Annotated in this window: 13 protein-coding genes; 4 read left to right on the top strand and 9 right to left on the bottom strand. The window is 63.5% G+C overall.

Annotation, left to right across the window (positions count from 1 at the left end; translation table 11 throughout):
• Nucleotides 1-14: 14 nt before the first annotated feature.
• The 7 genes from CUJ91_RS26375 to CUJ91_RS26345 form a co-directional block, all read right to left on the bottom strand.
• Entirely contained in the window at nt 15-473 is a 459-nt protein-coding gene (locus CUJ91_RS26375) for an SRPBCC family protein (RefSeq protein WP_006049747.1), read from the bottom strand.
• A 49-nt stretch (nt 474-522) separates the two neighbouring features.
• Nucleotides 523-1326, bottom strand: coding sequence for an FAD binding domain-containing protein (locus CUJ91_RS26370; RefSeq protein WP_114157531.1), 804 nt, complete (start codon nt 1324-1326; stop codon nt 523-525).
• A gap of 61 nt (nt 1327-1387) precedes the next feature.
• Nucleotides 1388-2152 carry an alpha/beta fold hydrolase gene (locus CUJ91_RS26365; protein ID WP_107709618.1) on the bottom strand — a complete coding sequence of 255 codons (765 nt, stop codon included), beginning with the start codon at nt 2150-2152 and terminating at the stop codon, nt 1388-1390.
• 3 nt (nt 2153-2155) lie between these two features.
• Entirely contained in the window at nt 2156-3511 is a 1356-nt protein-coding gene (gene fahA, locus CUJ91_RS26360; RefSeq protein WP_114157530.1) for a fumarylacetoacetase, read from the bottom strand.
• On the bottom strand, nt 3508-4050 hold the full coding sequence (locus tag CUJ91_RS26355) for a VOC family protein (RefSeq protein ID WP_171800023.1): 543 nt from the start codon (nt 4048-4050) through the stop codon (nt 3508-3510). Before CUJ91_RS26355 ends, fahA begins: the two co-directional genes overlap by 4 nt.
• Before the next feature lie 58 nt (nt 4051-4108).
• A complete protein-coding gene (locus tag CUJ91_RS26350; RefSeq protein ID WP_053860199.1) occupies nt 4109-5296 on the bottom strand; it encodes an FAD-dependent monooxygenase in 1188 nt (395 codons plus the stop codon).
• Between the two features lie 227 nt (nt 5297-5523).
• The gene (locus CUJ91_RS26345) at nt 5524-6102 is read right to left on the bottom strand and encodes a UbiX family flavin prenyltransferase (RefSeq protein ID WP_006049741.1); all 579 of its coding nucleotides are present in this window, start codon (nt 6100-6102) and stop codon (nt 5524-5526) included.
• Between the two features lie 310 nt (nt 6103-6412).
• Here CUJ91_RS26345 and CUJ91_RS26340 point away from each other — a divergent pair, with 310 nt between their 5' ends.
• The 3 genes from CUJ91_RS26340 to CUJ91_RS26330 all read left to right on the top strand — a co-directional run bounded on the left by CUJ91_RS26340 (nt 6413) and on the right by CUJ91_RS26330 (nt 10615).
• Nucleotides 6413-7504 carry a porin gene (locus CUJ91_RS26340; RefSeq protein WP_114157529.1) on the top strand — a complete coding sequence of 364 codons (1092 nt, stop codon included), beginning with the start codon at nt 6413-6415 and terminating at the stop codon, nt 7502-7504.
• A gap of 198 nt (nt 7505-7702) precedes the next feature.
• A complete protein-coding gene (locus CUJ91_RS26335; RefSeq protein WP_006049739.1) occupies nt 7703-9088 on the top strand; it encodes an MFS transporter in 1386 nt (461 codons plus the stop codon).
• A 156-nt stretch (nt 9089-9244) separates the two neighbouring features.
• The gene (locus tag CUJ91_RS26330; protein ID WP_114158066.1) at nt 9245-10615 is read left to right on the top strand and encodes an MFS transporter; all 1371 of its coding nucleotides are present in this window, start codon (nt 9245-9247) and stop codon (nt 10613-10615) included.
• A gap of 82 nt (nt 10616-10697) precedes the next feature.
• Here CUJ91_RS26330 and CUJ91_RS34955 read toward each other — a convergent pair whose 3' ends face one another.
• On the bottom strand, nt 10698-10982 hold the full coding sequence (locus tag CUJ91_RS34955) for a hypothetical protein (protein ID WP_244231029.1): 285 nt from the start codon (nt 10980-10982) through the stop codon (nt 10698-10700).
• On the opposite strand from CUJ91_RS34955, the gene CUJ91_RS26325 reads away from it, so the two are divergent.
• Nucleotides 10951-12456, top strand: a complete 1506-nt coding sequence (locus CUJ91_RS26325) for a methyl-accepting chemotaxis protein (RefSeq protein ID WP_244231028.1) — start codon at nt 10951-10953, stop codon at nt 12454-12456. The genes CUJ91_RS34955 and CUJ91_RS26325 overlap by 32 nt on opposite strands.
• Before the next feature lie 54 nt (nt 12457-12510).
• Here the strand turns inward: CUJ91_RS26325 and CUJ91_RS26320 are convergent, their stop codons facing one another.
• Nucleotides 12511-13410, bottom strand: a complete 900-nt coding sequence (locus tag CUJ91_RS26320; RefSeq protein WP_006049736.1) for an NAD-dependent epimerase/dehydratase family protein — start codon at nt 13408-13410, stop codon at nt 12511-12513.
• Nucleotides 13411-13652 lie beyond the last annotated feature (242 nt).

Genomic DNA, 13652 nt, shown 5'->3' with positions numbered 1-13652 from the left:
TCCGGTTCTTGCGTTCATTGCGCGGCCTGGCTCGCTGCGCTCAGCGTCGCGTTGAAGCGTTTGAAGAATTCGGCGGCGAGCTTGTTCGCCACGGACGTAACAAGCCGCGAGCCGATCTGCGCGAGCTTGCCGCCGACCTGCGCGTCGGCCACGTAGGTGAGCAGCGTGCCGTCTTCGGCATCGGCGAGCGTCACGGTTGCGGTCATCTTGCCGAAGCCGGCGATACCGCCTTCGCCCTGGCCTACGATCCGGTAGCCGCTCGGCGCATCGCGATCCGACAGTTCGAGCGTGCCCTTGAAGCGCGCCTTGACGGGCCCGACCGACGCCACCACCACCGCCTTGTAGCGGTCTTCGCTTTCGGCCTCGAACGATTCGCAACCAGGTATGCATTCCTGCAGCACGGCTGCGTCGTTGAGTCCTTGCCAGACCTGTTCGCGCGATGCCGCGATGGTTTGCGATCCAGTAAATTCCATTCTTGTCTCCTCGATGAGCGTCCGCTGTTACGACGCGGTTACGACGCCGTTACGACGCAAGCAGCGCCTGCAGTGCGCGGCGGGTATAGGTTTCGATCAGATGAGCGCGATACGGCGCGGACGCGTTGTCGTCGTCGGGGAGCGTATCGCGGTCGATGCAAAGCGACGCGAGCGCCGCGTGCGAAAGGTCCTGCTGCAAGGCGTTTTCCGCATCGAACCAGCGGAACACCGACGCGCCCGCGCCCGTCACGGCGACGCGGATCGTATCGTCGTACTGGGCGATGAATACGCCGGCCACCGCGTAGCCGGACGCGGGATGCCGGTACTTGGCGTAGGCCGCGCGCAGCGGAATCGCAAATTCGATTGCGGTCACGAGTTCGTCCGGGCGCAGCGCGGTCTCGAAGGTATCCACGAAGAATTCGTCGGCGGGAATGCGCCGTTGCGACGACGTGACGACGTGCGCATTCAGACCGAGCACGGCGGCGGGGTAGTCGGCGGCCGGATCGTTGTTGGCGACCGAGCCGCCCAGCGTGCCGCGGTTGCGCACCTGCGGATCGGCGATCACGCCAGCCAGGCTGGCAAGCGCCGGAATCGCGCCGCGCACGACGCTCGACGCCGCAACCTCGGCGTGTTTGCTCAGCGCGCCAATGCGTAAAATGCCGCCGCGCACTTCGATGCCACGCAGCGCGTCGATGCGCGTGAGATCGATCAGATGCGAGGGCGCGGCGAGGCGCTGCTTGAGGGTGGGAATCAGCGTCATGCCGCCCGACAGCGGCCGCGCTTCTTCATGCTCGCGCAGCCAGCCGACGGCTTCGTCAAGCGATGCGGCGCGCAGATAGGTGGTCTCGTACATGGTGTCTCCTGCATCGCGCCGGTTGTGTTGGCGCGCGTGCCTGACTGCTTAGCGCGGTCCGTTAAGGCTCCGAGAGCCAGTTTTCGAGTGCGGTCGCCAGCGCCACCGGCACTTCGTTCATTGCGTAATGCCCTGCATTGGTCAAGGTTTCCACGGCGGCATTCGGATACCACGTCAGCCACGTGCGCGCCGTCAGCTCCGCCGTGATGGCCGGATCGTGTTCGCCCACGAAGAGTTTGACCGGCGTGGGATTGCCTTCCACCTGTGCGGCAAAGTCGCCGGTGGCCCAATGCGGCAGATAGGCCGCGAAAGCCTCGCGGCGCGATTCGCGCTCCGATTGCTGGGCGAGGTGCGCGCTCCATCGTGCGGCGAGCCGGCTGCCTGTCGAAAAGTGGATGATGCCCGCGCGCTTCGTCACGTCGCCGATTGCGGCGGCAAACATCGCGAGACGCGCCTCGTCCATGCGCGAGCCGCAGGCGGGAACGGCCGACACCCCCGCCATCTTCACGATGCGCCTGGGCGCCGCCAGCATCACCCGCTGCATCGCCATGCCGCCCATCGAGTGGCCGATCAGGCTGAAGCGCTGCCAGCCGAGATGGTCCGCGAGCGCAAGTACGTCGCTTGCCACTTCGTCGAAGGTGAATTCGCCGTCTTTGTCGCGCGAAAGCCCGTAGCCGCGATAGTCGAAGAACGCGTAGCTGAAGCGCTCGGGATCGAGTGCGGGCGTGAGCGCGTTCCAGTCGGCCGAACTGCCGAACCAGCCGTTCAGCGCGATGACTTTATGCGGGCCGCCGCCGAACTGCGCGAAGCCGTTGAGCGTCGTCATGGTTCAGTGTTCTCCGTGCGGCAGCGCATTCGGCGCGTGCGGATACGGCAACGCCGGCGCGATGCGTGCGCGGCACTCGCCGAAGCCGATCGACACTGCGCCGGGCGCGCTCGCACGCGCACTCAGCACGATCTCGTCGCCGTCTTCGAGCGCGATGCGCGATTCGCCGCTCGGCAGCGCAAGCGGCTTCTTGCCCGCGTCGGTCAGTTCGGTCAGACAGGCGCGCGATTCATCGCTCGCACCGGAGATCGTGCCGCTGCCGAGCAGGTCGCCCGTGCGCAGGTTGCAGCCGTTGCTCGTGTGATGCGCGACCATCTGCGCAAACGTCCAGTAGAGATTGTCCAGATGCGTGTGCGTGATTCGCACGGGCTCGATGTGGTCGCGCCGCATTGCAGCCGTGGACAGTTGTGCGAACAACTGCAGATCCAGACCGCCGCTTTGCTGGTCCTGCACGCCGTGAAGATGCGGCAGGATCGCCGGATCGCCGGCGGCGCGTGCGGGCGCCGCCTTGCGAAACGGGGCGAGCGCTTCGTCGGTGACGATCCAGGGCGAGATGCTCGAATGAAAGCTCTTTCCAAGGAACGGCCCCAGTACCTGCTCGAACCATTGAATGCTCTTCGCCGACCAGTCGTTGAGCAGACAGTAACCGAAGATGTGCGCGCGGGCGTCGTCGATCGGAATGGCTTGCGTCAGCGGGTTGCCGCGGCCGATCACGGCAGCCAGCTCCAGTTCGAAGTCGAGCATCGGCGCGGGCCCGAAACACACGCGGCCTTCCGCGTGGCGATACTGGCCGTACGGGCGCCGCACTTCGCCGCCGCTCACGCGCAGCGACGAAGCCCGGCCGTGATACGCGATCGGCAGCGATTTGAACGCGGCCGGCAGCGGATCGGCGAGGCCCTTGTAGCGGCCGTGGCGCTCGGTGTGATGAAGCGACGTCAGAAAGTCGGTGTAGTCGCCGATCGTGCACGGCAGTGTCAGTTGCACATCGTTCATGTGCGGCAGCACGGCGTCGATCGACGATTCGAGCCGCGAGCGTGCGGGCGCGTTCTGCGCGAGCAGCGCCGACAGTGCGCCACGCAACGCGCTCACATGGCGGGCGTCGAGCGCCATTAGCGCGTTCAGCGTACCGTCGCGAACCGACGCGCAGGCGAGCGCCGCGTCGCCTTCCAGCAGCGCCGTGTCGTGCAGCGCGCGCAAATCGACGATGCGATCGCCGATTGCGACGCCGGTGCGCAATTCGCCGCCTCGCACGAATGCGCCGAACGGCAGGTTCTGAATGGGGAAATCCGCGTTGCCGGCGTTCGCCGATTCGATCCAGCTGCGCCGCGCCGGATCGTGCGTGGAATTGAGCGCGCTCATGCGGGGCGTGTCTCCGATACTGCCTTGTTCTTTTCAGCGGTCCAGGCGTCGAGCACCGGCCGAGCCCGCATTCTATAACCCGCGAGTTCTTCGGCGGGCGCGACGGGCACCGTTAGTTCGACACGCAAGCCGTTCGGGTCGAAAAAATAGATCGAGCGGACGAAGTGATGATCGGTGACGCCGAGCACCTCGACGCCATTGTGGGTCAGCCGCGCTTTCATCGTTTCCAACTGTTCGAGCGTTGCCAGGCGCAGCGCGATGTGATTGACCCACGCGGGCGTATTCGGCGAGGCAAGCGCGGCGGTTCCATCGCCGAGATCGAAGAAGGCGATGTTCGAGCCGTCCGCCATTTCGAAGAACAGATGCACGTAGGGACAATATTCGCCGGTGCTCGGCACGCGGTCCAGGCGGATGACGTGCACGAGCGGCAGACCGAGAATGTCTTCGTAGAAGTGACGCGTTTCCTCGGCGTCGCGGCAGCGCCACGCAAAATGATGCAGGCCGAGCACCGGCGCTGGAGGATCGAGATGGATGGACACAGTGTCTCCTGGTATTGCTGGATCGTACGGGGCAGCGTCGCGCGAAACCCGGCGCGGGTCAGACTTCGATCGCGTCGACGTTGTATTCGAACAGCCAGTTGTAGCGCTCCTTCACGCGCTCCTCGCTCCACTCGCGGTCCACATAGGCGGCTGCGCCTTCCGCATGGGCAAGCTGCGGATTGTGAAAGCGCGTCGCGTTGGCCGCCGAACCGCGCACGACTTTCGCGGTGCGTTCGAGCCGCAGCGCCTCATAGCGTTGCAGTGCCTGCGGCACGTCGTGCGTATAGCGTTCGAGGCAGCGCGCGAGCAGATAGCCGTCTTCGATCGCCATGCCGGCGCCTTGCGCGAGAAACGGCAACGTCGGATGACAGGCATCGCCGAGCAGCGTCGCGTGGCCCTGGCTCCAGCGGGCCATCGGCTCGCGCACCATCAATGCCCATTTATACGGAATGTCGATCGCGGAAATCAGCGTGCGCACATCTTCGTGCCAGCCTTCGAAGTCGGCGAGACATTCGTCGAGCGTGCCGCGTTCGGACCATGATTCGACTTGCCAGCCCGACTTCTCGATCGCGCCGACGAAGTTGACGAGCCCGTTGCCGCGCAGCGGATAGTGAATGACGTGCGCGCCGGGGCCGACCCAGTTCGCGCCGTAAGGCGAACGCAAGTGCTCCGGCAGCTTGCTCGCGTCGATCACGCCGCGCCATGCCATCACGCCGGAAAACACGGGCTCGTCAGGGCCGAAGAGCGCGTGCCGCACACGCGAATGCACGCCGTCCGCACCGATCAGCAGATCGCCTTCGCAGGTTTCGCCATTGAGGGCCTGCACCAGCACCTTGCCGTTCTGTTGCGAGAAGCTCTCCACCTTATGGTTCAGGCGAATGGCGTCGGGTTTCATGGAGCGCACCACGTCGGCGAGTTTCTGATGCAGGTCGGCGCGATGCAGTGTGAAGTAGGGATAGCCGTAGGTCTCGCGCGATTGCGCGCCGAGATCGAACAGGCGCCATGTCTGGCCGGTGTTCCATAGACGCACGCGCTTGCCGAGCGGTTCGCACGCAAGGCCCTCGAGCGCATCGCCCGCGCCGAGCTGGAACAGCACGCGGGTGGCGTTCGGGCTCAGTTGCACGCCGGCGCCGATCTCCTTGAGCGCCTGCGCCTGCTCGAACACCGTGACATCGAAACCTTTTTTCAATAATGCGGCTGCGGCCGTCAATCCGCCGATACCGGCGCCTGCAATAACTATCTTCATTCGACGATTCGACCTTTTTCGTAATGAGCGCTTTTATCGATCTTCGTTATGAATCGATCGATAATCTTTATAAGTAGCCAACGCGGTGAAATCGGGAATCACTTTAATTCAGCGAATCGCGCGAAAGAAGCAAATTAATCCGAATGGATCATCACTGAAATTTGATAATCGGAACAGGCGCTGTGACAAGGGCGCGGTGGCCCTGAACGGCAGAGACGGCGGCGCGCCTACATGCCCCAGCGCTGCACCGTGGCGGCGTCCAGCCCGAACAGGTCGAGCACGCGGCCGAGCGTGTGATCGACCATGTCGGTCAGCGATTCGGGGTTCGCGTAGAACGCGGGCACGGGCGGATAGACGATGGCGCCGGACTCCGTTACCGCCGTCATGCTGCGCAGATGGCCGAGGTGCAGCGGTGTCTCGCGCACCATCAGCACGAGGCGGCGGCGCTCCTTCAACGTGACGTCCGCGGCGCGCGAAAGCAGGCCGCTGGTCATGCCCGTGGCGATTTCCGACAGCGTCTTGATCGAGCAGGGCGCGACGATCATGCCCATCACCGGGAACGATCCGCTCGAGATCGACGCGCCGATATCGGTGTTGGAATGGCAGACGCTCGCCATCGCGCGGATGTCGGCGACGCTGAAGTCCGATTCGTGAGCGAGCGTCACCTGCGCCGAGCGGCTCATCACCAGGTGCGTTTCGATTTCGAGCTTGCGCAGCAGTTGCAGGAGCCGCACGCCGTATATGACGCCCGACGCGCCGCTGATTCCAACCACCATGCGCCGCGGCAGCATGCCTCTTATATCCATACGAGTCTCCAGACGCAGGTTCTTAATGCCGACGCGGCGGATGGTAGCACCGGGTTCTGGCTAATAGAAGCGTGGGCGCCAATTAATCGTGCTTACCTGGTATTTTCACCGACCATTAAAAGCTTTATTCGTTTTGTTCGATGAGTTGATAAATAATTCACGATTCAAAAGCCTAAATCCATTCGCTACACTCCCGGCAACATCTGGAAAGACGGCAGCGAACCGCGCAGCAGACCGGCGCCTGTCACCCACATGGGGATCGGTCAGCAGACATGCGGCCGGCGACAAAAAAAGACATTGGAGACATGGGTTGAAAACGACGAGTCTGTTCTCAGGTGCGTGCGCGTTGGTGCTGGGGTGCCCCGCGTTCGCGCAGTCATCGGTGACGCTCTACGGGAGCGTCGACGTGGGTGTCGATTTCGTGACGAACTCGCGCGGCGGGCATCTGTATCAGGAGTCGGCCGGCAAGCGCACGCCGGACCGTTTCGGCTTTCTCATCAAGGAAGACATTGGCGGCGGCAACACGGTTTTCGCGCGGCTGGAGTCGGGTTTTCTCACCAACACGGGCGCGCAGATCAATCCGGCCAGCTTCTTCAACCGGGACGCGTACGTGGGCATCACGAACAGCCGCTTCGGCTCGCTGAGTCTCGGCCATATCCCCGACTATGTGTACGAGTACGTGGGCGCGTTGAACAATTCGGTGCCGGGTATCTCGTCGTATTACACCGTGGGCAACCTGGACGGCCTCGCGAACACGCGCGCGCTCGACAACTCGGTGAAGTACGAATCGATCGACTACCGCGGTTTTCAGGCCGGTGCGATGAACGCCTTCGGCAACCAGACGAACTTCAGCGAAGGGCGTCAGTACAGCGTGGGTGCGCGCTACCAGAACGGCAGAGTCAAACTGGGCGCGGCGTATTCGATGTCGCACAACCGCACGGCCGACCTGTTCGGTATCTTCGGCGTGACGTCGGTACTCGGTCAGCGGCTCAGGCAGGGCACCCTGTTCAACGCCGACCGTTACAGCACGATAGCGGTCGGCGGCTCGGTGGTCGTGGGCGACTTCATTCCGCACGCGACCTTTACGGACGTGAAGCTCGAAGATCCGCAGGGCTCGGTGACGGAGCGCAACTATCAGGTGGGCGTCAACATCGACCTGAGCGGCGGCAAGCGCTTCTATGTGATGGGGATTTCGTACAACCGCTCCATGTTCGAGGGGCTGACGTACAACCAGTACAACCTGTTCATCACGCACTATCTGTCCAAGAGCACGCAGATCTATGCAGGCGTCGGCCTGCAACGGGCCTCGGGCACGAATGCGAAGGCGGAGCAGTTCGGCTATCAGCCGTCGAGTTCGAGTGCGCAGACGGTTGGACGTATCGGTATCAACCAGATGTTCTGACGTGACGCGGATGCCGTGTGCCGGGTAACGCGGCGGGCTTTGTTCACTAATTTCGATTTCATCATCGGGATTTTTTGATTCTGTCGCCCGCTGCCGGGCCGTATATTGAGGCTCCCGGCGCAGGCGCCAACGGGAAACAGAACGAAGCGGCGTGCGCGGCAACTGCGCCCACCGCCTGATCGGCATATTGGGACGCACATGCAAGCAGAGCGCACATTCAACATATCGACACTCATCGAAGAGCAGAAGACAGGACGTTTCGCGGTCGGCTTGCTGTTCTGGTGCTTCCTCATCATGCTGATGGACGGTTATGATCAGACGGCCGTGTCGTTCGCGGCGCCCGCCATCATCAAGGAGTGGCACGTCGCACGCGGCGGCTTTGGACCGGTCTTCGGCGCGGGTCTGTTCGGCACGTTGATCGGCTCGTTCATCTTCGGCTACTTCGGCGACCGCTTCGGCCGCAAGCGTGCGATCGTGTCGGGCAGTCTGTTTTTCGGTCTGCTGACGCTTCTGTCGGTGTGGGCAACTTCGCTGCACGAACTCATGCTGCTGCGTTTTATCGCCGGTCTCGGCATGGGCGGCGTAGTGCCGAATTCGGTTGCGCTCGTCGCCGAATACGCGCCCAAACGGTTGCGCGCCACATGGGTGACGCTGATGTTCTCGGGCTTTTCCATCGGCGCGGGGTCCGGCGGGCTGGTTTCGTCGGCGCTCATTCATCGCTATGGCTGGCCGGTGATGTTCGTCGTGGGCGGTATCGGCTCGCTCGCGGTCGCGTGCCTGCTGATCGTGACGCTGCCGGAATCCGCGAAGCTGCTGGTAGTCCGTCGGCGCAGTGTCGAAACGGTGCGCAAGCTCGTTGCGCGTCTGCGCCCCGAACTGGCGCTTCCCGCCGACGCGCAGTTCGTGCCCGGCGAAGTGCAGGAAAAGAAGCGCTTTGTGCTCAAGCTGATTTTCTCCGACGGCCTGCGCGCAATCACGCCGTTGCTGTGGATCGTATTCATCGTCAATTCAATGGCGCTGTACTTCTTGCAGAACTGGCTGCCCATTCTGATGGAAGGTGTCGGCATCAATCCGCAGAGCGCCGGTGTCATCACAACCATGTTCTCGGTGGGCGGCGTGCTCGGCGGACTGATCCTGTGCCGCTTTGTCGACCGTCACGGCGTGCTTGCGATCATCTCGTTGCCGGCGGTCGGCTGCCCCGTGGTCGCTTTCCTCGGGCATGGCATGTCGGAGGCGTGGCTCATGTTCGCCGTGTTCGCGACGGGTTTCTGCGTGGTCGGCGCGCAGTACGGGCTGTACGCGGTGGCGGGGATGATTTACCCGACCTCGTTCCGCTCGGCGGGCGTGGGCAGTGCAATCTCCGTCGGCAAGATCGGCTCGGTATCGGGGCCTGTGATCGGCGGAATTCTGCTGTCCATGCATCTGCCGATCTCGCAGATGTTTTACGCGGCGTCCGGACTCTTTCTCGTCGCCGCCATCTTCTCGACCGTGCTGGCAGTGTTGTACAAGGCGCGATTCGGCGAACAGCATAAACAGGACGACGCCCGCATCAAGGAGATGCGTTCCGCGCTGGGCGACTCCTGATCCGGACCAGACAGAAGCGTTCATACAATCAGCCGGCCGGCGCCGCAAACAGGCGAACGGCCGCAGCCACGGAGACCCGATGAGCCCGTACTTCGAACGTGCTTGTGGATGCGCGCCGGCGCGCGCCATGCGCCGCGCCGATGGGAGATACACGCGATGACTGTGCTTCCCGAAAGCGCCAGCGCTGTTGCCCCGGCCGTTGACATCACCGCGCTCATCGAGCGGCAGAAGTTGCGCGGCTTTTCGCTGGGCCTGATTGCATGGTGCTTCGTGATCGTGCTCATCGATGGCTACGATCAGGTCGCCGCTGCCTATGCCGCGCCCACGCTCGTCCGCGCATGGCACGTGAAGGCTACCGAGTTCGGTCATGTGTTCGGTTACGGCCTCGTCGGCGTGCTCGTCGGTTCGTTGCTGCTGGGCTTTCTCGGCGATCGCATTGGACGGCGTCTCACGATCATTTACGGCGTGTTGTGGTTCGGCATCCTGACACTTGCGTGCAGCCGGGCGGCATCGCTCGATCAATTGACCGTGCTGCGTTTTGTTGCGGGAATCGGCATGGGCGGCGTGGTGCCCAATACGGTCGCGCTGGTGTCGGAATATGCGCCGAAGGCACGCCGCGCGACATGGATCACGCTAATGTTCTCGGGCTTTTCGATCGGAGCCGGCGGCGGTGGCGCGATCGCTTCGTGGATGCTGCCGCGCTTCGGCTGGCCGGTTCTCTTCGAGGTGGGCGGCGTCGCGGCCATTGCGGTCGCCCTCGTGTCTTTCGCCGTGCTGCCCGAGTCCGTCCGTTTCCTGATCCTCAGGGGGCGGGCGCCGCGCGAAGTCGCCCGCATCGCTCGCCGTCTCGGTTCGGACAGCGTTTTCAACGACGCGGAAAACCAGGCTGCGCGCTATATCGTTCAGGACGAAAAGCGTATTCGCGCGACACCGCTCGCGTTGTTCGGCAACGGTCTTGTCCGTGTGACGCCTTTGCTGTGGGCGCTCTTTGTCCTGAATTCGCTCGCACTGCATTTTCTGCAGAACTGGCTGCCGATTCTGTTCAGCATGAGCGCGCTGCCGGCGGCGCAGGCAGCGAAAGCCGCGATGATGTTTCCGGTCGGCGGGACGGTCGGTGCGCTCGCGCTGTGCCGATGCGTGGACCGTTACGGCATAGCGGTGATTCTGTTGCTCGCTTTGGTCGGGCTTCCGGTTTGCATCTCGCTCGGCATGCCGATGCCCGCTCTTTGGCTCTACGGCGCGTCGTTCATGAGCGGGGTATGCGTGATCGGCAGTCAGTTTGCGCTCTATGCGGTGGCCGGCATGCTGTATCCGACGATGTTGCGCTCGGCCGGAGTCGGCTCGGCTATCGGCATCGGCAAGCTCGGCTCGGTAATCGGCTCGGTGCTCGGAGGCGTCTTGCTGGCGATGCATTGGCCGGTTGCCGATCTTTTCATGAACGTGTCGGGCGTTTTCATCTTCATTGCGCTGTTGTCCGTCTGGCTGGGCTGGAACCGGCGCCGCGCAGCGAGCCAGTCGATCGCGTAACTCAACGCCGCTTGCCGCAACCAGGCGCGGCATATACGGGCAAGGCCGTGCGCGAGTCGACGCGTCATAGCGTCCACGGCATTTATCCGATTTCAAGAGCAGAGGTTCGCATCATGCTGTCCCTTTCCAACGCTTCCAACGCCTCCAACGCTTCCAACGCTTCCAACGCTTCCAACGCTTCCAACGCCTCCACCGCCTCCACCGCCGACATGGCCACACCGTTCTCCGAACCGGACCCGGTTAGCAACGCCGATGCGTTCGGCGCGACAGATCGTGCGGCGGCACCTGCCGGGCTGCGCAAGGCGATTTCGTTGCAGCAGCGCATTGCGCTGACGATGGCCTTGCTCGCCGCGCTGATGATCGCCATCGGCGTGCTCGGACTGGCGGGCGCATGGCGTGCGAACCAGGCGACGCGCGATACCTATGAGAACAAGCTGACGGCTGCAGTTCACATCGGTAACGCCGAACTGTTGATGGCGCGTACCCGCCTCGTGCTCGGCGGTGCAATGGCCGCGACGGACACCGCGCGCGCGGGCGAGCAGATTCGCCATGCCGCCGACTTCCTCAAGCAATCGGACGAACAGTGGCGCAGTTTCGTGAACGAGCCGCACGAAGCGGGCGAAGCGTCTCTTATCGACGCCGCGGGGCAGCGCCGCGACGCAATGCGTGTCGCGATGCGAGCGTTCCTCGACGCGCTGCAGTCAGGTGACCGGTCGACTGCGCAGCGGATCGGCGTATCGCAGTTGAGCACGCTGTTCAACGACATGAGCGCGGCGAACGATACGCTCAAACGCTCGCTGTATGCCAATGCGAAACGCAGCTACGACGACGCGGAACACTACTTCAAGCTTTTCTTTGCGGGATCGACGGCGATGCTTGCGTTCGGCGTCGCCGCGGCGGCGTTTAGCTGGCTTGCGCTGCGCCGTGCGATCGTTGCGCCGCTTCGCGACGCGCTTGCGCACTTCGACGCGATCGCGGCCGGAGATCTGAGCCGCACGGTTGCCCGTCACCGCGCCGATGAAATGGGACAACTGCTCGACGGACTGCATCAGATGCAGGCGCGGCTCGCGCAAACGGTAACGGCGGTGCGCGACAGTTGCGAATCGATTGGTACGGCCGTTGGCGAGATTGCTGCCGGCACGCTGGATCTGTCCGCCCGGACGGAAGAGCAGGCGGCGTCGCTCGAGCAGACCGCCGCGAGCATGAGCGGTCTGACGGAGACGGTGCGCCGCAATGCGACGCGGGCGCAGCAAGCATATGGCGTCGCGCAGGAGGCGGCCTCGGCCGCGAACCAGGGCAATCATGCCGTCGAAGAAGTGAGCAAGACCATGGCGCGCATCGACGCCAGTTCGAGGAAGATCGCGGACATCACGGGAATCATCAAGGGCATCGCGTTCCAGACCAATATTCTCGCCTTGAACGCCGCCGTGGAAGCGGCGCGGGCCGGCGTGCATGGACGGGGCTTTGCCGTCGTCGCCGCCGAGGTGCGCTCTCTCGCGCAGCATGCGTCGACGGCTGCGAAGGACATTGGCGTGCTGGTGGCGGATTCCGTCGGCGCGGCGGCGGATGGCTCGACGCTCGTAACACATGCGGAAGGCGCGATCCGGGCCGTGCTCGACGCAGCCGGACGCTTTCGCGAAGTAATGAGCGAGATGACTGCCGCGGCCGAGGAGCAGCGCGTCGGCATCGAGCAGGTCGATGCCGCGTTGACCATGATGGATTCGATCACGCAGCAGAACGCGGCGCTCGTCGAGCAGGCGAGCGCATGCGCCCAGTTGCTCGACGAGCAGTCCCGGCAGTTGAGCCGGCAAGTCGCGGTGTTTCGCATCGGCGCCGCATAGCGATGCCGGTGCGGTGCGGCCTTGCCTCAGCGTGCGGCGCTTACGACCTACGACTTACGACTGTGACGACACCTGCTCGCGCCACCGATACGCCTGCTGCCATCCAAGCAAACGCTTGAGCTTCTCGTTACTCAGCAAGGTCTCGAACTCGCCGAGCGGCTTTTTGACCGGCACATTCGGGTAGTAGGTCTTCAGCAGTTCGGCAACCGGGCGGTCCGAAGAGACGTCGTCGGCGGCGACATTCATCACCGTGTAGCCCAGCCCGTCTTTTTCAATGCCGAGACGGCAGGCCGCCGCGAGATCGCGGCCGTCGATATAACTCCATGCGATGCGCTTTCTCAACGCAGGGTCCTTCAGCCAGACGGGGAATTTCCGGTAGTCCTCGGGATCGAGTACGTTGCCGATACGGAAGCAGTAAATGTCCGAGCCCGTGCGCGCATGAAACGCCTTGGCCGTCACTTCATTAATGACCTTCGACGTGGCGTAGCTGTCCATCGGGTCCACCGGGTACTCCTCGTCGAGCGGAAAATACGCCGGGTCGCGATGGCGATGCGCGAACACCACGCCGTATGTCGTCTCGCTGGAAGCCACGATAACCTTCCTGATGCCGAGCTTCGCCGCCGCGTCCAGCACGTTGTAAGTGCCCATCACGTTGATGCGGAACACCTCGTTGTCGGTCGTGACGAGAATGCGCGGAATCGCCGCGAAATGCACGACCGCGTCAATCGGCTTGGGCTCGATGTCGTCGTCGAATTCCTTCGCCGTTGTAGTGGATGCGAACGCATTGAATACCTGTCCCGCATCGGTGATGTCGGTGATCAGGGTTCGCGCCGTGCCTTTGGCCATCGGTACGCGGTCCACATTGAGCACTTCATAGCCGTGCGCCACCAGATCCTCGACGACCCATTTGCCGGCAAGTCCGCTGCCGCCCGTCACTATCACTCGCTTGGTCATGCCTTGTCTCCTTTACAGTTCATAAAGCCGTCCGGTTTTGCCGCGCCGTTGATCACACCACTCGCATCCTAACGCCGCGCCTCGCGCGAATGCTGTGACGCGCGTCATAGGCACGGGGCCTTTCATCGCGCTATCCGCAGGCAATCTACGGGTGAATCCCGATACGGATCTATGACGGGCGTCACAGATTTCCGCGGGCCGGCGCTTCTATGATCTGTTCCGGGCTTGCAAAGAGGAGCGAT

The organism is Paraburkholderia graminis (assembly GCF_003330785.1).
GTDB classification, from domain to species: domain Bacteria; phylum Pseudomonadota; class Gammaproteobacteria; order Burkholderiales; family Burkholderiaceae; genus Paraburkholderia; species Paraburkholderia graminis.
The sequence above is the reverse complement of the archived record's forward strand: the minus strand, read 5'-3'. Positions and strand labels throughout refer to the sequence as shown.